The following is a 17,676-nucleotide window of genomic DNA, read 5'->3' on the forward strand; positions in this document are numbered from 1 at the left end:
TGCTCAATCCGCTATTCAGCCTGTAACGACGTGAGTGGCGTACTACAGGGTGTCGCACGTCATGCAGATGAAATGGAAATGTCTGGAACCGGTTCGACTTAAATGCCACATAAAAAGTGGCTACCTACATAGATTGGGTCGAGGATGAAAATACATATTCCTGTATTGGAAAACATGTTGGCCATGGCAAGGCAGCATGTGGCGCTGGAACAGGAAGCCGCTCGCAGGTACAAGCGCGATCAAGGCAGGGACGAGCAAGCGAGCGCGAAGATTGAAATGCCAGCCGAGGACACGAATCGCACTATCCAGTTTGACGAGCCGAAAAAAAACCCACCGTGAGGTGGGTTTTCTTATCCAACGCCAATCAATCAGTTGGCAACGGAAGACCGTGGCTTGACGGGCTGGTTGTCGTTGGAGATGGTCACTTCAACGCGGCGGTTCATGGCACGGCCCGAGACGCTGCCGTTGTCGGCAACCGGGTATTCCTTGCCGTAACCCTGGGTCACGATGCGCGAGATATCCACGCCTTGTTGAGCCAGTGCACGTTGTACCGAAGCGGCACGACGCTCGGACAGGCTTTGGTTGTACGAATCGGAACCGGTGCTGTCGGTGTAGCCTTCGACGATCACTTTACGGTCCGGGTTATCGCGCAGGAACTGAGCCAGCTTGGTGATGTTCACCAGGCCGCTGGATTTCAGGTCGGACTTGTTGGTGGCGAACAGCACGTCACCGAAGGTTACCAGCGTACCGCGATCGGTCTGCTTGGCGTTCAGGCTGTCCTGCAGTTGCTTGATCTGCGCATCGCGGGCATCCAGCAACGCACGGGCACGTTCGTCGCCGGCGTTTTTCAGCTTGGCTTCGGATTCACGCAGCACGATGGTGTCTTTGGCGACTTCAACGCGCTGGTTGGTCAGGTAGGCCAGTTGGTCGACTTTCTTCTGGTCTTCCTTGTCGCGGTAGGCCTTGTCAGCCTTGTCCAGCCATTCGCTGGCGTCCTTGGTTTCCAGGGCCGCGAGCTTGGTGGCTTGCGGGTTGGTCTGCAGGGAGGAGAAGTTGGTCCGAGCGTTTTCCAGGTTCGCGTTTGGCGGGGTGGAGCAGGCCGCCAGTGCAACGCTCATCGCCAGCAGGGCAGGGATCATCAATTGTTTACGCATAGTCGTGTCGTCCTTTCAATTCTTTATCGGGTGCGATTGGGTCACAGGAAGCGTCTTACTTCTGCTGGATAGCAGCTGGACGCATGCCTTCCTTACGCAACTCATCAACAGCCTTTTGGGAATCCTTCACAGCCTGTTCAGCCTTGGCGGCCTGGGCCTTGCGCTCTGCGACGCGGGCGTCCCACTCAGCTTGTTCAGCCAGGCGGCGGGCTTCGTCGTAGTTCTTGTCGTGCATGGCAATCTCGGCTTGCTTGAGCTTGTCCTGGGCCGACTTCATTTCCACAGCCGCGTACTCAGTACCACCAGCGCTGACCGCGCTGTTTACCGCGGACTGGGTGACGGCGTACTGCTCGGTCGGAGGATTGCCGGCGCAGCCCGCCAGAACGAAGCTGGTGCCGATTGCCAGCGCGGCCAATTTGAGCCCGCGCAGGTGGTTAAACGAGGATTTGGCAGTGCTGGTCTTCATCGTCTTCAACTCCATTGGATAACTCCTGAAAAACATCAAAATCCATGTCACTGGTCTGCGGCGGCGGGCTTGGCACTGAGGCGCAAATTGCCCTTTAAAACGACCGTTCCAAGTGATGGCTTACTGGCTGTGACCGGAGGCTTTTTTCAAAAGTTCAGAGAAGATGGCGATTTGCCTAAAAAAATATCTGACTGATTGGTCAACGTAAAAAGTTGGAACTTCTGCGTTGCGCAGCGGTACGCCGGGCCCTTTAGGAGCCCGGAATACAGGGGGTTGGAGGGATTGAGTCAGTGTTTCTGTTCGTCGCTGCTCGCTGACAGATCATGCAGATAACGGCGCGACAGCGTCAGAAAACGTGGGGTAGGGCCGACGTCTTCGTACAGGGGGTCGCCTTCTTCATCGGTGGCAATGACGTGCTGGCCCTTGATGTAGGGGAAGCTGGCTTCCAGCTCTTCAAGCGCTGCGCCGATCAACTCACCGAGCAATTCTTCGGGGTGGCGCTTGGGGTACATCTCGGTAATGGCCGCCAGCCGCGCGGCGGACTCCATATCCAGGTGGATGGCGTACTCGGTCTTGGTCAAGCGACCCTTGGCGTTCTCTTCCCAATGCTGGGCCAGTTCTCGAATTTTCATGGCAACCTCAATGAAGCCCGCTTTTAGCAGGCGGTGATGAGTGTCCAGTCGCCTGCGCGGATAAACGCGACGACTTATCCTTGAGACTAGCTGCAACTCACAAGGTTTAAAGTCTTGTCATAAATCGAGGCTGGCGGCACTCTGGCAAACCTGCGCGTCCCGGATTTCTGGCTGGAGATTGGCTGATGAGTGATATCGATGCACGCTTGCGTGAGGATGTTCACCTGCTGGGTGAGCTATTGGGCAACACCATTCGAGAGCAGTATGGCGATGATTTCCTCGACAAGATCGAGCAGATCCGCAAAGGCGCCAAGGCTGACCGGCGCGGTGCCGGCGATGAACTGAGCACCAGCCTCAACCAGTTGCAGGAAAACGAACTGTTGCCGGTGGCCCGTGCCTTCAACCAGTTCCTCAACCTGGCCAATATTGCCGAGCAGTACCAATTGATCCACCGGCGTGATGAGTCGCAGCCGGCACCGTTCGAGTCCCGCGTCTTACCCGAATTGCTGGCGCGCCTGCAAAGCGAAGGCCATAGCAACGAATCCCTGGCCCGTCAGTTGGGACGCCTGGAGATCGAACTGGTTCTCACCGCCCACCCTACCGAAGTGGCGCGCCGCACCCTGATCCAGAAATACGATGCCATCGCCGCGCAACTGGCGGCCCAGGATCACCGCGACCTCACTACCGCAGAGCGCGAGCAGATCCGCCAGCGCCTGCAACGTTTGATCGCCGAAGCTTGGCACACCGAAGAAATCCGCCGCACCCGACCCACGCCGGTGGACGAAGCCAAGTGGGGCTTTGCGGTGATCGAGCATTCGCTGTGGCACGCGATCCCCAACTATTTGCGCAAGGCGGACCAGGCGCTGCACGCCGCCACCGGTTTGCGCTTGCCCCTGGAGGCGGCGCCGATCCGCTTTGCGTCGTGGATGGGCGGTGACCGTGACGGCAACCCGAATGTCACAGCCCCGGTCACCCGCGAAGTGCTGCTGCTGGCGCGCTGGATGGCCGCCGACCTGTACTTGCGCGATATCGATCATTTGGCCTCCGAGCTGTCGATGCAGCAAGCCAGTCCGGCGTTGCAGGCCAAGGTCGGTGATAGCGTCGAGCCTTATCGCGCCTTGCTCAAGCAACTGCGCGAACGCCTACGCGCTACACGGCAGTGGGCACATACCGCGTTGAGCAGTAGCACCCCGGCGCCGGCCGAGGTATTGCAGAACAACCGCGACCTGCTGGAGCCGCTGGAGCTGTGCTACCAGTCGCTGCACGAATGCGGCATGGGCGTGATCGCCGATGGCCCGTTGCTCGACTGCCTGCGCCGTGCGGTGACGTTCGGGTTGTTCCTGGTGCGCTTGGATGTGCGTCAGGATTCCAGCCGTCATTCGGCCGCCATGACCGAAATCACCGACTACCTTGGCCTGGGTCGATACGAGGACTGGAACGAAGAGATGCGCATCAGCTTCCTGATGAAGGAGCTGGCCAACCGTCGACCGCTGCTGCCGGGCTATTTCAAACCGTCGGCGGACACGGCCGAGGTGCTCAATACCTGTAAGGAAGTCGCCGCCGCACCGGCTGCATCCTTGGGTTCATATGTCATCTCCATGGCCGGTGCTGCGTCGGACGTTTTGGCGGTGCAACTGCTGCTTAAAGAGTCGGGTGTGCAGCGGCCGATGCGCGTAGTGCCGCTGTTCGAAACCTTGGCCGACCTGGATAACGCCGGCCCGGTGATCGAGCAACTGTTGCTGTTGCCGGGCTATCGCGCGCGTTTGCAGGGCCCGCAGGAAGTGATGATCGGCTACTCGGACTCGGCCAAGGACGCCGGCACCACCGCCGCCGCGTGGGCGCAGTACCGGGCGCAGGAGCGTCTGGTGGATATCTGCCGCGAACAACAGGTGGAGCTGCTGTTGTTCCACGGTCGCGGCGGCACCGTCGGCCGTGGCGGCGGCCCGGCCCACGCGGCGATCCTGTCGCAGCCACCGGGTTCGGTGGCGGGGCGGTTCCGCACCACCGAACAGGGCGAGATGATCCGCTTCAAGTTCGGCCTGCCGGATATCGCCGAGCAGAACCTCAACCTTTATCTGGCTGCCGTGTTGGAGGCGACGCTGTTGCCCCCGCCGCCCCCGGAGCCGGCCTGGCGTCATTTGATGGATGAATTGGCGGCAGACGGTGTCAGCGCTTACCGCGCCGTGGTGAGGGAAAATCCGCAGTTCGTCGAGTATTTCCGCCAATCCACGCCGGAACAGGAGCTGGGGCGCTTGCCCTTGGGCAGTCGCCCGGCCAAGCGTCGTGCAGGCGGCATTGAAAGCCTGCGCGCAATCCCGTGGATCTTTGGCTGGACCCAGACCCGCCTGATGCTGCCGGCCTGGCTCGGCTGGGAAGCAGCGTTGAGCAAGGCCCTGGAGCGCGGCGAAGGCGAGTTGCTGGGACAGATGCGTGAACAGTGGCCATTTTTCCGCACCCGTATCGATATGCTGGAAATGGTGCTGGCCAAGGCGGATGCCGATATCGCCCGCCTGTATGACGAGCGGCTGGTGCAGCCGGACCTGCTGCCATTGGGTGCGCATCTGCGCGACCTATTGTCGCAGGCGTGCAGTGTGGTGCTTGGCCTGACCGGCCAGTCGCAACTGCTGGCCCATAGCCCGGACACCCTGGAGTTCATCCGCCTGCGCAACACCTACCTCGACCCCCTGCACTTGCTGCAGGCCGAGTTGCTGGCGCGTTCACGCCAGCAGGAAGCGGCGCAGGATAGCCCTCTGGAACAGGCGCTGCTGGTCTCCGTGGCCGGTATCGCCGCCGGTTTGCGCAACACTGGCTAGGGTTTTTTGCATGTTCTCAATGGCTTGCAGATAAACCACGGCGGCTGCCCTGAAAAGGGCAGTCGGCGTTTATGGGGCCGGGTTGCACTCAGGCATACCCTACCTATGACGCATGCCCTGCGCGGGTTCCTGCGACTTTTGGCGGCTTGTGTGGTTAAGGCCTGCTGTGTATCTTGATCAGCCTTTGGCCGTTTGGGCGGCCCGAATTCTATTTTTACGCGATTGGCCCCCTGCGGCGAATCCGAGCGTCATCTCTATAAAAAATTGAGGAGCACATCAATGCGCGTCATTCTGCTGGGAGCTCCCGGGGCCGGTAAAGGTACTCAGGCAAAGTTCATCACTGAAAAGTTCGGCATTCCACAAATCTCCACTGGCGACATGCTGCGTGCGGCCGTCAAGGCTGGCACCGAGCTGGGCCTGATCGCCAAGAGCGTGATGGACAGCGGTGGCCTGGTTTCCGATGACTTGATCATCAACCTAGTCAAGGAACGCATCAGCCAGGAAGACTGCAAGAACGGTTTCCTGTTCGACGGCTTCCCACGCACCATTCCCCAGGCTGAAGCCCTGGTGAAAGCCGGCGTTGAGCTGGATGCGGTGGTTGAAATCGCGGTGGAAGATGAAGAGATCGTCCAGCGCATTGCCGGTCGTCGCGTTCACGAAGCCTCGGGCCGCGTGTACCACACCGTCTACAACCCACCAAAAGTGGAAGGCAAGGACGATGTGACCGGCGAAGACCTGGTGCAGCGTAAAGACGACACCGAAGAAACCGTGCGTCATCGTCTGTCGGTCTACCATTCGCAGACCAAGCCGCTGGTGGACTTCTACCAGAAGCTGTCCGCTGCCCAGGGCAAGCCTAAGTACAGCCACATTCCTGGCGTCGGCTCGGTTGAAGCGATCACGGCCAAAGTACTGCAAGCACTGAGCTGATCGCTCCACCGGCTTCACGGATAACGGCCCGCTTGCGGGCCGTTGTTGTTTATACTGGCGCACTTTTTTTCGACTTGGACACCCACACCGATGAGTACCCTGCTGGCCCTGGACACCGCGACTGAAGCTTGCTCCGTTGCCCTGCTGCACGATGGCAAGGTGACGAGCCACTACGAGGTGATCCCGCGTCTGCATGCGCAGAAGCTGTTGCCGATGATCAAGCAACTGTTGGAAGACGCCGGCACTACGCTGGCTGCGGTGGATGCCATCGCCTTCGGCCGTGGTCCGGGTGCGTTTACCGGTGTGCGTATTGCCATTGGTGTGGTGCAGGGCCTGGCGTTTGCGTTGGAGCGCCCGGTATTGCCGGTGTCCAACCTGGCCGTACTGGCCCAGCGCGCCTTGCGTGAGCATGGCGCCCAGCAGGTTGCGGCGGCTATCGATGCACGCATGGATGAGGTGTACTGGGGCTGTTACCGCGAAACGGCAGGCGAGATGCGCCTGGTGGGTGTAGAAGCCGTGCAGCCGCCTGAGTCGTCCGTATTGCCGGGTGATGCCATTGGTGACTGGTTCGGTGCTGGCACCGGTTGGGGTTACGGCGAGCGCATCGCGGTGCCGTTGATTGGCCAGGACGCTGCGATGTTGCCGCATGCTGAAGATTTGCTGGCACTTGCGCGTTTTGCATTTGATCGGGGAGAGGCGATTCCTGCAGACCAGGCGGCCCCTGTTTACCTGCGCGATAAGGTCGCTCAGACGAAGGCCGAACGCGGAATTATTTGACGTCAAAAATTATGGCAATTTGGGGCTAAATTCACCAATCGTCAGAATTTGGCCCCGGTTTTAAACCTTTTTCAAATTATGTGTTCTAGTTATCACCAGAGCATTTGCGCACCACGGATGATGCTGCCAAAATGCCATTACTGATAGCGAGTTCGCGCCCATGCGTATTGATGGCTTTTCCTCACAGTCCTACCCAATCAAGCGCAAGCCGCGTAAGGCAAACGTCACGGTAGACGAGTCTGTCGAGGATTCGCCGGACTTCATCGAGGTCCAGTCCGACGCGCAGGCCAACGCTCAAGCCCGTATCAGCGGTCTTCCCGCCCGTCAGCAAGACATGGTCTTCCCGCGCTCCATGAGCAAAAGCGTCGCCACCGCCCTGGCCAGCTACCTGACCACCGCCGGTTTTGTCGAATGGGATATGGAAGTGCTGGGCCTCGACATCCACATCTGATGCGCCTGCCTTACTACCTCGGTTGCCCGTCCTGGAGTGAAAACGCTTGGCGCGAATACCTGTACCCCGCCGACGCCCGTTCCAGCGACTACCTCGCGCTCTATTCCCAGGTCTTCAACGCCGTTGAAGGCAACACCACGTTCTATGCACGACCCTCGGCCGCCACGGTGCAACGCTGGGCTGAAATCATGCCCGACGATTTCCGTTTCACGGCCAAGTTTCCCGGTGATATCAGCCACAGCGGCAACCTGATTGAGCAGCTACCGGCTGCCGAAAGCTTTGTGGGTTTGATGAGCCCTCTGGGTGAACGGGTCTCGCCGCTGTGGTTGCAGCTGCCCGCGACGTTCACACCGCAGCGTCTGGGGGAGTTGGCAGGCTTCATTGATGGCTTGGAGCGGCCCATGGCGGTAGAAGTGCGTCATTCGGAATTCTTCGCCAAAGGTGATGCCGAGCGCATGCTTAACCGCTTGTTACGGGACCGGGGTGTGGAGCGCATCTGCCTGGACCCGCGTGCGTTGTTCAGTTGCACGTCTACATCAGCCGCCGTGCTGCACGCCCAATCGAAAAAGCCCAAGGTGCCGCCACGGCCGGCGGCCCTGACGCAATTTCCCCAAGTGCGTTTTATCGGTCATCCCGAATTGGAAGCCAACGACCCGTTCCTGATGCCGTGGGTGGAAAAAGTCGCCGGGTGGATCGAAGAAGGCCGCACCCCCTACGTGTTCCTGCACACCTCGGATAATCGCCTCGCCGCACAACTGGCCCTGCGTTTCCACGACCAGCTGACGTTGCGCCTGCCGGGTCTGCCGCCGCTGCCGACCTTGGATCGTGCTCCCGCCGTGGAGCAACTGGGGTTACTCTAGGGCTCCTTTTCCCGCCAGGAGCCAGACATGGATGCCCAAACCCTTCGCGCCGAAACCTTCAAGGCCTTGCACGAGCGTGACCGCGCGTTCGTGATGCCTAACCCGTGGGATGCAGGCTCCGCCGTGATGCTGGCCAGCCTGGGGTTTGAAGCCCTCGCCACCACCAGTGCGGGCTACGCGTTCAGCCTGGCGCGCCCGGATGCGGAAGGCGCGTTGTCCCTGGACGACACCTTGATCAACGCCAGGATGATTGCCCAGGCTACCGCGTTGCCGGTAGCGGCGGACCTGGAGAACGGCTTCAGCGACACCCCCGAAGGCTGCGCCCAGACCATCCTGCGTGCCGCTGCCACCGGCATTGTCGGCGGCTCCATCGAAGACGCCACGGGCATTGCCGCCGACCCGATCTATCCTTTCGACCTGTCCGTCGAGCGCGTCGAAGCGGTGGTGGCCGCCGCGCGCAGCCTGCCATTCCCGTTCACCTTGACGGCCCGTGCGGAAAACCTCCTGCATGGTCGCCTGGATTTGCCTGACACCATCCGCCGCCTGCAAGCCTACGCCGAAGCCGGTGCCGACGTGCTGTACGCGCCGGCCCTGCGCAGTGCCGAAGAAGTGCTGGCGGTGGTCAAGGCGGTGGCGCCCAAGCCGGTGAACGTGTTGATGTCCGGCGGCTTGAACCTCAGCGTCGCGCAGCTCAGCGCGATGGGCGTGCGGCGGATCAGCGTCGGCTCGGCCCTGGCGTTGGCGGCCTATGGCGAGTTCTATCGTGCGGCCCAGGAGGTGTACGAACTGGGCACGTTCACCTTTACCGAACGCAAGATGCCCTTCAGCCAGGCCAACGAGTTCTTCAAGGGTTAAAGGGTGCGCTTTTTCAACGTGATGGGCGTGCTGCTGATCCTGGCGGGCGGTTTTGCCGTTGGCGTCTGGCGTGGCTGGGTGCCGCTGCCGGCCGATTGGAATCCTTGGGCTCCGCTGGATGTGCGCGCCAGCCCGAATTTGCTCACCCGCTACAAGCTGGGGCGCCTGCAGGATGACCCTGCGTTGTGCGACCAAGTGCTGGAAACCTCGGGCCTGCGCGTCAGTCATCAAGCCGATACACCCGTCGATGTCGCGTGTCCGCTGCGCAATACCTTGCGCGTTCAGGGAGCCGCGGTTGGGCTGAGCAGCAGTTTTCTCGCCAGTTGCCCGCTGGCGGTGGCGTTCGCCCTGTTCGAGCGCCATAGCCTGCAGCCGGCGGCCCAGGCGGTGTTTGGCCAGGCGGTGACGCGGGTCGATCATCTGGGCAGCTTTGCCTGCCGCAATATGTATAACCGCGCCGAGGGGCGACTCAGCCAGCATGCGTCCGCCAATGCCCTGGACATCGCCGGTTTTCGCCTGGCGGACGGGCGCAGTATCAGCGTGCTCAAGGATTGGCCGGGGGAGGGCGACAAAGCGCGCTTCCTGCGTCAGGTCCGCGACAGTGCCTGCGATGATTTCAACGTGGTGTTGAGCCCGGACTACAACGCCGCGCACCGCAACCATTTCCATCTGGATATGGGGCGTTGGTGGGTGTGTCGCTGAGTATCAGGCGGCCAGGCGCAGGTTCTGGGTGACCAGCGGGCGCGCCCAGTAGTAGTCGAAGTCGAGCGCCTTTTGCTGAGCGACCAGCTCTTCAGTCGGGTACGGCGTGGCGGCCGGCGGCAGCAGGCCCAGTTCGAATTCGGCGATGGGCAGGTGCAGTGGGCGTGGCTCCGGCGCCGGGCCTGGCTCCGGCAGCGGTTCGCCAGCAGCGAGCACAATCGGGCGCACCCAACCGCTTTCGAAGTTCTGCTGGCGTTGCTGGGCGACGATTTCCTCTTCCGGGAATGGCGTGGCAGCCGGCGGCAGCAGCTCGGTTTCGAACTCGGCGATCGGCAGGAACAGCGGTTCCGGTGGAGCGATTTCGGTGTCTTTCACGTCGCACTCACGCTGCGTGAGGATCTGCGACAACAGGTCGGCGCCGGCGCTGGGTTCTACCGCTGGGTCCGCCGGTGCCTGCGCCTGCACTGCCAGCGCGTCCGGCGTATCGCCGAGCTGCTCGGCCAACGCGCGGGCGAAGAAGTCCTGCCACACATGACTCACCCCGGCCAGCGCTTGGGTATTGCGCAGGCCGTAGTGGTTGTGGGTCGGCAGTACACCGATGGTTAGGGGAAGAATGTCTGACATTTTTCTCGGTCGACGCTCAGCTCTGGCAAAATACCTGACTGTTGTTTTTATCGGCCGCTGTTTGCCGATCCTTAATATTTTTGAGCGTAGCGATTGATGAGCGATCAACCAGCGGCCAGCCGCATCCAGGTCGAGGCCTTGGGCGAAGCGTTCCAGGGCCGTGCCGAGCAGTGGGCAACACTGCTTGGGTTGCCGATGCACCTGGCGGATGCGGACTTTTCCCTGCAAGTGGGCGAGCACGGCCTACAGCTGCAACAGCTCGGGCCTGACGCGCCGGGGCCGGTGCGGGTGGACTTTGTCGAAGGCGGCGCGGCGCATCGGCGCCTGTACGGTGGTGGCAGCGGGCAGATGATCGCCAAGGCCGTGGGCATCGCCCAAGGCGTGCGTCCACGGGTGTTGGACGCCACGGCTGGCCTGGGCAAGGACGCCTTCGTGCTGGCCAGCCTGGGCTGCGAGATGAGCCTGATCGAGCGCCAGCCGCTGATCGGCGCCTTGCTCGAGGATGGTCTGGCGCGAGGCGCGGATGATTTTGAGGTAGCGCCGATCGTGGCGCGCATGAAATTGCTTAAGGGCAACTCCATCGACGTGATGCGCGACTGGGAAGGCGAGCCGCCCCAGGTGATCTACCTCGACCCGATGTTTCCACACCGTGAGAAAACCGCCCTGGTGAAAAAGGAAATGCGCCTGTTCCGGCCGCTGGTGGGGGATGATCCGGACGCGCCGGCGCTGTTGGCGGCCGCCCTGGCCCTGGCCAGCCACCGTGTGGTGGTCAAGCGTCCGCGCAAGGCGCCGTGCATCGAAGGGCCCAAGCCGAGCCATGCGCTAGATGGCAAGTCCAGCCGGTATGACATCTACCCCAAGAAAGCGCTCAAGGTTTAAGCGGCAAGCGGCAAGCAAAAGCGCTTTCAACTTGCAGCTTGCAGCTAACCGCTTGCCGCTGCCTCCCTCCTATACGCCCGCATAAACAACCCCACCACCTCCTGCACATGGGCTTCGGCGGCTTCTTCACTCAGTTGCCCGCCGCAGCCATACAGCAAGCAGAAATTCGCCGTGCCCTTGAGCAGGCAGAAGAAATGCTCGGCCGCCGTAAAGGGCTTGTCGATGCTCAGTGCGCCGCTTTGGTCGATCTTGCCGAGCAGGCGTTCCATGCCTTGCAACATGCGCATGGGACCGGCCTCGAAGAAAATCTGCGAGAGTTTCACGTCCTGATTGCCGGTGGTCATCATCAGGCGATGCAGGTTGACCGACTCCTCGCTGTTGATCAGGCGATGGAACCCCCGCGCGATATTCAGCAACACAGTCTCCACGGGCATGCCCGCAGGCAACTCGAAGTACATCACCGGCAGTTGCTCTTCGCACTTGGCCACCACTGCGGCGGTGAACAAGGTCTCTTTGTCGTTGAAGTGGCTGTACACGGTCAGTTTCGACACGCCGGCCTCAAGGGCCACGGCATCCATGCTGGTACTGGCGTAGCCATTGCTCAAAAACAGGATTTTCGCTGCTTCGAGGATTGCCTGGCGTTTTGCCATGTCCTTGGGGCGCCCGGGGCTATTGGTGTTTGCGGGATTGTCGGACATTTTCACCTTTAATACTGGACTGGTGAGTTTGGTATTAATAACATACCCGCCAGTATAATTATTCTTAGCTTCATTTGCGAAAGGTCCTACAGCATGCGCAGTACTTTCCTGCCCTTTGCGTTGCCTGTCAGTCTGGTCTTCCTGTTGGCCGGATGCGGCCATGAAGAAGCGGCCCAGACCACCCTCCGTCCGGCCATGGTGGTGCAGCCACAGCCTTCTGCACAGTCGATGGACAGCTACCCCGGTGAAGTGCGCGCCCGTTATGAGCCAGACCTGGCCTTTCGCATCGGCGGCAAAGTCAGCAAGCGCTTGGTGGAAGAGGGCGAGCGGGTCAAGGCCAATCAGGCGCTGGCCGAACTCGACCCTCAGGACGTGCGCCTGCAACTGGAAGCGACCCGTGCCCAAGTCGCCGCCGCCGAGGCCAACCTTAGCCTGGTGCGCGCCGAGCGTGACCGCTACAAGACCCTGATGGACCGTCAGATGGTCAGCCGCTCCCAGTACGACAATTCCGAAAATCTCTATCGATCCGGTGAGGCCCGTCTCAAGCAGATCAAGGCCGAGTTCGACGTGGCCAGCAACCAGGCCGGCTATGCGGTGCTGCGTGCGCCACAGGATGGGGTGGTGGCCAAGCGTGCGGTGGAAGTCGGCCAGGTGGTGTCTGCCGGCCAGACCGTGTTCACCCTCGCGACCGATGGCGAGCGCGAAGTACTGATCAGCCTGCCGGAGCAGGGTTTTGGTCGTTTCAAGATCGGCCAGCCGGTATCGGTCGAGCTGTGGAGCCAGCCCGACCAGCGTTTCAGCGGCCGCATTCGTGAGTTGTCGCCGGCTGCCGATCCAAAGTCGCGTACGTTCGCTGCCCGTGTGGCATTCACCGGCGGCAAGGTCCCGGCCGAACTGGGCCAGAGCGCCCGCGTGTTCATACAGGTCGACGGCGATATTCCACTATCGGTCCCACTGTCGGCCCTCAGCGCGGAGAACGGCGCGTCTTACGTCTGGCGTGTACAGCCGGACAACACTCTTAAGCGCACGCCCGTGCGCATCGGTGCCTTCGGTGAAAAAACCGTGCCGGTACTGGAGGGTTTGAGCGCCACGGACTGGGTCATTGCTGCGGGTGTGCATGTGCTCCATGAGGGCCAGCAAGTGCGCCCGGTGGATCGCTCCAACCGTGTGGTGAATCTGGCGGCCAAGGAGTAGTCCCCGATGGGTTTCAATCTTTCCGAATGGGCGTTGCGTAATCGCCAGATCGTACTGTTCCTGATGATCCTGCTGGCAGTGGTCGGCACCTTGTCCTACTCCAAGCTGGGACAAAGCGAAGACCCGCCGTTCACCTTCAAGGCCATGGTGATCAAGACCAACTGGCCCGGCGCCACGGCCCAGGAAGTCTCGCGGCAAGTCACCGAACGCATCGAGAAAAAACTCATGGAGACCGGTGAGTACGAGCGCATCGTCTCGTTCTCGCGCCCCGGCGAATCCCAGGTCACCTTCATGGCCCGTGACTCCATGCATTCGGCGCAGATTCCCGAGCTGTGGTACCAGGTGCGCAAGAAGATCAGCGATATCCGCCAGACCTTGCCGCCGGATATCCAGGGGCCGTTCTTCAACGATGAATTCGGCACCACCTTTGGCAATATCTACGCCCTGACCGGCGACGGCTTTGATTACGCCGTGCTCAAGGACTACGCCGACCGTATCCAGATTCAGCTGCAGCGCGTGGCGGATGTGGGCAAGGTCGAGTTGCTGGGCCTGCAAGACGAGAAGATCTGGATCGAGCTGTCCAACCTCAAACTGGCCACCCTCGGTTTGCCGCTGGCGGCGGTACAGCAGGCGTTGCAGGAACAGAACGCCGTCTCCACCGCCGGTTTCTTCGAAACCCCGAGCGAGCGTGTGCAACTGCGGGTGTCGGGCAACTTCAAGACCGTGGAAGAGATCCGCAACTTCCCGATTCGCGTAGGCGATCGAACCTTCCGCATCGGCGACGTGGCCGACATCCACCGTGGCTTCAATGACCCACCGGCACCGCGCATGCGCTACATGGGCGAAGACGCGATCGGCCTGGCCGTGGCCATGCGCGACGGCGGCGACATCCTGGTACTCGGCAAAGCCCTGGAAGGCGAATTCGCACGTCTGCAGAAGAACCTTCCGGCCGGCATGGAGCTGCGCAAGGTGTCGGACCAACCGGCAGCGGTGAAAACCAGCGTCGGCGAATTCGTGCAGGTATTGGCCGAAGCGCTGGCCATCGTGTTGCTGGTGAGTTTTTTCTCCCTCGGCGTGCGTACCGGCATGGTGGTGGCCCTGGCGATTCCGCTGGTGCTGGCGATGACGTTTGCCACCATGTATTACCTCGGTATCGGCCTGCACAAGATTTCCCTCGGCGCGTTAGTGCTGGCGTTGGGTTTGCTGGTGGACGACGCGATCATTGCCGTGGAAATGATGGCGATCAAGATGGAACAGGGTTACGACCGGCTCAAGGCCGCGAGCTTTGCCTGGACCAGCACTGCGTTCCCGATGCTCACCGGTACGCTGATCACCGCAGCGGGCTTCCTGCCGATTGCCACCGCGCAATCGAGTACCGGCGAATACACCCGTTCGATCTTTCAGGTGGTGACCATTGCGTTGCTCGCCTCCTGGGTGGCTGCGGTGGTGTTTGTGCCGTACCTGGGGGAAAAACTCCTGCCGGACCTGGCGAAGATTCATGCCGCCAAGCACGGCACCGATGGTCCGGATCCCTACGGCACACCTTTCTATCAGCGAGTAAGACGCTTGGTGGAGTGGTGCGTGCGTCGGCGTAAAACCGTGATTGTCCTGACCCTGTTGCTGTTTATCGGCTCGGTGGCGCTGTTCCGTTTTGTGCCGCAGCAGTTCTTCCCGGCTTCTGGCCGTCTGGAGCTGATGGTCGATCTGAAGCTGGCCGAAGGGGCTTCCCTGAGCAACACCGCCGACCAGGTCAAGCGCCTGGAAGCCTTGCTCAAGGAACACGCGGGCATCGACAATTACGTGGCTTACGTCGGCACCGGTTCGCCGCGTTTCTACTTGCCGCTGGATCAACAACTGCCAGCCGCCAGCTTTGCCCAGTTTGTTGTGCTGGCCAAAACCATCGAGGAGCGTGAAAGCCTGCGCACCTGGCTGATCGAAACCCTCAACGAACAATTCCCCGACCTGCGCTCAAGGGTCACGCGCCTGGAGAACGGCCCGCCCGTGGGCTACCCAGTGCAGTTCCGTGTGACCGGCGAACATATTGAAGAAGTCCGCGCCCTGGCTCGGAAAGTTGCGGCGAAGGTTCGCGAAAATTCCCACGTGGTCAACGTGCACCTGGACTGGGAAGAACCGAGCAAGATCGTCTACCTCAATATCGATCAGGATCGCGCCCGTGCCCTTGGTGTGAGCACGGCCAACCTGTCGAAATTCCTGCAGAGTTCGTTGACCGGCTCCAGCGTCAGCCAATACCGCGAGGACAACGAATTGATCGAGATCCTCCTGCGCGGCACCGTGCATGAACGCACCGAGCTGTCGTTGCTGCCCAGCCTGGCGGTGCCGACCGACAATGGCAAAAGCGTAGCGCTGTCGCAGATTGCCACCCTCGAATACGGTTTCGAGGAAGGCATCATCTGGCACCGCAACCGCCTACCCACGGTGACCGTGCGCGCTGACATCTATGGCAAGGAACAGCCGGCCACGCTGGTCCAGCAGATTCTGCCGACCCTTGAAGGCGTACGTGCCGAACTGCCGGATGGCTACCTGCTGGACGTCGGCGGCACAGTCGAGGACTCGGCCCGTGGCCAGAACTCGGTCAAAGCCGGCGTGCCGCTGTTTATCGTGGTGGTGCTGACCCTGTTGATGCTGCAACTGCGCAGTTTCTCACGCACGGCCATGGTGTTCCTGACAGCGCCGCTGGGGCTGATCGGTGTGACGCTGTTCCTGCTGGTATTCCGCCAGCCGTTCGGCTTTGTGGCCATGCTGGGCACTATCGCGCTGTCCGGGATGATCATGCGTAACTCGGTGATCCTGGTGGATCAGATCGAACAGGACATCAAGGCGGGCCTGGCGCCCTGGCAGGCAATCATCGAGGCGACCGTCCGACGTTTCCGCCCGATTGTGCTGACAGCCCTGGCGGCGGTGCTGGCCATGATTCCGCTGTCACGCAGTGTGTTCTTCGGACCTATGGCCGTGGCGATCATGGGCGGATTGATTGTGGCGACGGCGCTGACACTGTTGTTTTTGCCGGCCTTGTACGCAGCCTGGTTCCGGGTCAAGCCACCGGCCGTGTAAAGAGTTGTCGTAGGGGATTTCACAAAGAAGCTACGGAGGCGGGAACGCTTCCAAGGCGGGGGCCACTCATTGATTACCTGATTGCCAGGTCTTCCGCCGGTAGGGCTTCACCCCTGCCGGTGGGAGCTTAAATCTGATGATTCAAGGAGTGCTCATGAAAATTGATATCAATGTCAGCTCTTCCCGGTCCGCGTGCAACAGCAACCCCTGCGGACCCAGCAAGCCTGAACCGGCCAAGCCTGACCCTTGCAGGGACCCTTGCAAGGACTCTTGCAAGCCCGGCAAGAGCCTGGCCATCGGCTTCGGTGTCATGCCTCTGGGCATGATCGCGTTTGGTGGTTTTGGCCTAGGGAAGTTCTTCTGATCGTAGACGATCCGCTTGAAGCCAGGCAGGTGAGCCCCCCACACCTGCCTGGGTTTATTTTCGGTTTACAGCGCGCCGAAGACTTTCTTCGCCAGGCTGGTCGCGGCGGCCGCAGGGTTCTCGCGAATGGTTTCTTCCTGCTTGGCAATCATCTTGAACAACCCGTCCAGCGCCTGTTCGGTCACGTAGTTTTCGACGTTGGCGCTCTTGGCATCCACTGCACCAAAGGCCGCGGCTTTGCCGGCCAGGGCGTTGTATTGCTGGGCGACGCCGACCTTGTCGGTTGCAGCCTTGACGATCGGCAGGAACTTGGCGCGGATCTGTTCGCGGCTGCTTTTGTTGAGGTACTGGGTAGCTGAGTCCTGACCGCCACTGAGAATGCCCTTGGCGTCCGTCACACTCATGTTTTTCACGGCGTTGACCAGGATCGGCTGGGCCTGGGTCACGGCGGTTTCGGCGGCCTTGTTCATGCTGGTTTCCAGCTGGGTCACCTGGTCGCCCATGCCGAACATTTTCAGTTTGTCAGCAACTTTGCCCAGCTTGCCAGGCAGGCCGATCTTCACTTCCGGGTTGTTGCTGAAACCACCGGGTACGCCCAGTTGCTTCACGGCGATCTGCGCGCCTTGGGTCAGGGCGTCCTTGAGGCCGCCGCTGGCGTCGCCCTGGGACAGGCTGCTCAAGTCCAGGGCCATGGCGTTGGCGCCGAACAGCAGGCCGGCACACAGGGCGGTAAGACGAAGGGAGTTACGGAGCATGGGCGCTTCCTTTTTGATCTGGCTTAAATTCTAGAGACTGTCAGTGTGCGACAGCATCAACCCGCAGGCGCAACGGTTGCACGTCCTGGCCATTGAGCTGCACAGCGTGCCGTTCGGTGGTGATAAACAGTAGCTTGCCCTCCACTTCGATGCGAGCGCTCACCGAATAAGTGTGGCCGGGTTTGACTTGCGCCGGGTCGTAGCTCAGGTGAAACGGCAGCGGCACCTGGCCTTTGACCGGGCCTTTCTGCTCGGCCAGGGTCACGGCCGGGGCGTCCATCAGCGACACGTCTTGCAGGCTGACGCTCAAGGTCGCGGTCGGTGGCAGGGCGATGCGTTGCAGGTAGAACACTTCGCCATCAAGGCTGGCTTTAGGGGCAGGGCTCATGGATTGGCAGGCTCCGAGCAGGGCAGTCAGGCCCAGGAGGATGATTTTTTTCATGGTGTTGCTCC

Annotated in this window: 19 protein-coding genes; 12 read left to right on the forward strand and 7 right to left on the reverse strand. The window is 61.1% G+C overall.

What is annotated here, in order from left to right; all coding sequences use genetic code 11:
- Window positions 1-144: 144 nt before the first annotated feature.
- The gene (locus tag OZ428_RS07855) at window positions 145-339 is read left to right on the forward strand and encodes a hypothetical protein (protein WP_033902824.1); all 195 of its coding nucleotides are present in this window, start codon (window positions 145-147) and stop codon (window positions 337-339) included.
- Window positions 340-368: 29 nt separating this feature from the next.
- Here the strand turns inward: OZ428_RS07855 and OZ428_RS07860 are convergent, their stop codons facing one another.
- From OZ428_RS07860 to OZ428_RS07870, 3 genes are all read right to left on the reverse strand, one after another.
- Complete coding sequence (locus tag OZ428_RS07860) at window positions 369-1,154, reverse strand: OmpA family protein (protein ID WP_033902823.1); 786 nt, start codon at window positions 1,152-1,154, stop codon at window positions 369-371.
- 55 nt (window positions 1,155-1,209) lie between these two features.
- Window positions 1,210-1,635, reverse strand: a complete 426-nt coding sequence (locus OZ428_RS07865) for a DUF4398 domain-containing protein (protein ID WP_033902822.1) — start codon at window positions 1,633-1,635, stop codon at window positions 1,210-1,212.
- A gap of 272 nt (window positions 1,636-1,907) precedes the next feature.
- Window positions 1,908-2,252: a hypothetical protein gene (locus tag OZ428_RS07870; RefSeq protein ID WP_033902821.1), complete on the reverse strand. Its 345-nt coding sequence runs from the start codon at window positions 2,250-2,252 to the stop codon at window positions 1,908-1,910.
- A 185-nt stretch (window positions 2,253-2,437) separates the two neighbouring features.
- Here OZ428_RS07870 and ppc point away from each other — a divergent pair, with 185 nt between their 5' ends.
- The 7 genes from ppc (at window position 2,438) to OZ428_RS07905 (ending at window position 9,637) form a co-directional block, all read left to right on the forward strand.
- Entirely contained in the window at window positions 2,438-5,065 is a 2,628-nt protein-coding gene (ppc, locus tag OZ428_RS07875) for a phosphoenolpyruvate carboxylase (protein ID WP_016979853.1), read from the forward strand.
- Between the two features lie 279 nt (window positions 5,066-5,344).
- Window positions 5,345-5,992: an adenylate kinase gene (gene adk, locus OZ428_RS07880; protein ID WP_010212617.1), complete on the forward strand. Its 648-nt coding sequence runs from the start codon at window positions 5,345-5,347 to the stop codon at window positions 5,990-5,992.
- 90 nt (window positions 5,993-6,082) lie between these two features.
- The gene (gene tsaB, locus OZ428_RS07885) at window positions 6,083-6,769 is read left to right on the forward strand and encodes a tRNA (adenosine(37)-N6)-threonylcarbamoyltransferase complex dimerization subunit type 1 TsaB (protein WP_269133054.1); all 687 of its coding nucleotides are present in this window, start codon (window positions 6,083-6,085) and stop codon (window positions 6,767-6,769) included.
- Window positions 6,770-6,929: 160 nt separating this feature from the next.
- Window positions 6,930-7,220: a hypothetical protein gene (locus OZ428_RS07890; protein WP_016979856.1), complete on the forward strand. Its 291-nt coding sequence runs from the start codon at window positions 6,930-6,932 to the stop codon at window positions 7,218-7,220.
- Window positions 7,220-8,080, forward strand: coding sequence for a DUF72 domain-containing protein (locus OZ428_RS07895; RefSeq protein ID WP_269133055.1), 861 nt, complete (start codon window positions 7,220-7,222; stop codon window positions 8,078-8,080). Before OZ428_RS07890 ends, OZ428_RS07895 begins: the two co-directional genes overlap by 1 nt.
- 27 nt (window positions 8,081-8,107) lie before the next feature.
- Window positions 8,108-8,935: an isocitrate lyase/PEP mutase family protein gene (locus tag OZ428_RS07900; protein ID WP_269133056.1), complete on the forward strand. Its 828-nt coding sequence runs from the start codon at window positions 8,108-8,110 to the stop codon at window positions 8,933-8,935.
- Window positions 8,936-8,938: 3 nt separating this feature from the next.
- The gene (locus OZ428_RS07905) at window positions 8,939-9,637 is read left to right on the forward strand and encodes an extensin-like domain-containing protein (protein WP_269133057.1); all 699 of its coding nucleotides are present in this window, start codon (window positions 8,939-8,941) and stop codon (window positions 9,635-9,637) included.
- Between the two features lie 3 nt (window positions 9,638-9,640).
- Here the strand turns inward: OZ428_RS07905 and OZ428_RS07910 are convergent, their stop codons facing one another.
- Window positions 9,641-10,261, reverse strand: coding sequence for an energy transducer TonB (locus OZ428_RS07910; RefSeq protein ID WP_269133058.1), 621 nt, complete (start codon window positions 10,259-10,261; stop codon window positions 9,641-9,643).
- 96 nt (window positions 10,262-10,357) lie between these two features.
- Between OZ428_RS07910 and OZ428_RS07915 the strand changes: the two genes are divergently transcribed.
- A complete protein-coding gene (locus OZ428_RS07915) occupies window positions 10,358-11,140 on the forward strand; it encodes a class I SAM-dependent methyltransferase (protein ID WP_269133059.1) in 783 nt (260 codons plus the stop codon).
- A gap of 44 nt (window positions 11,141-11,184) precedes the next feature.
- On the opposite strand, the gene OZ428_RS07920 is transcribed toward OZ428_RS07915, so the two are convergent.
- Window positions 11,185-11,838: a TetR/AcrR family transcriptional regulator gene (locus OZ428_RS07920; RefSeq protein WP_269133060.1), complete on the reverse strand. Its 654-nt coding sequence runs from the start codon at window positions 11,836-11,838 to the stop codon at window positions 11,185-11,187.
- Window positions 11,839-11,931: 93 nt separating this feature from the next.
- Between OZ428_RS07920 and OZ428_RS07925 the strand changes: the two genes are divergently transcribed.
- The 3 genes from OZ428_RS07925 to OZ428_RS07935 all read left to right on the forward strand — a co-directional run bounded on the left by OZ428_RS07925 (window position 11,932) and on the right by OZ428_RS07935 (window position 16,468).
- Window positions 11,932-13,032, forward strand: a complete 1,101-nt coding sequence (locus tag OZ428_RS07925; protein ID WP_061435528.1) for an efflux RND transporter periplasmic adaptor subunit — start codon at window positions 11,932-11,934, stop codon at window positions 13,030-13,032.
- A 6-nt stretch (window positions 13,033-13,038) separates the two neighbouring features.
- The gene (locus OZ428_RS07930; RefSeq protein WP_133074445.1) at window positions 13,039-16,104 is read left to right on the forward strand and encodes an efflux RND transporter permease subunit; all 3,066 of its coding nucleotides are present in this window, start codon (window positions 13,039-13,041) and stop codon (window positions 16,102-16,104) included.
- 154 nt (window positions 16,105-16,258) lie between these two features.
- The gene (locus tag OZ428_RS07935; RefSeq protein WP_133074444.1) at window positions 16,259-16,468 is read left to right on the forward strand and encodes a hypothetical protein; all 210 of its coding nucleotides are present in this window, start codon (window positions 16,259-16,261) and stop codon (window positions 16,466-16,468) included.
- Between the two features lie 65 nt (window positions 16,469-16,533).
- On the opposite strand, the gene OZ428_RS07940 is transcribed toward OZ428_RS07935, so the two are convergent.
- The gene (locus tag OZ428_RS07940) at window positions 16,534-17,223 is read right to left on the reverse strand and encodes a DUF4197 domain-containing protein (RefSeq protein ID WP_033902808.1); all 690 of its coding nucleotides are present in this window, start codon (window positions 17,221-17,223) and stop codon (window positions 16,534-16,536) included.
- A gap of 40 nt (window positions 17,224-17,263) precedes the next feature.
- A complete protein-coding gene (locus OZ428_RS07945) occupies window positions 17,264-17,665 on the reverse strand; it encodes a YbaY family lipoprotein (protein ID WP_033902807.1) in 402 nt (133 codons plus the stop codon).
- Window positions 17,666-17,676 lie beyond the last annotated feature (11 nt).

Origin of the sequence: Pseudomonas sp. GXZC, from assembly GCF_026967615.1 — a bacterium.
GTDB classification, from domain to species: domain Bacteria; phylum Pseudomonadota; class Gammaproteobacteria; order Pseudomonadales; family Pseudomonadaceae; genus Aquipseudomonas; species Aquipseudomonas azotoformans_A.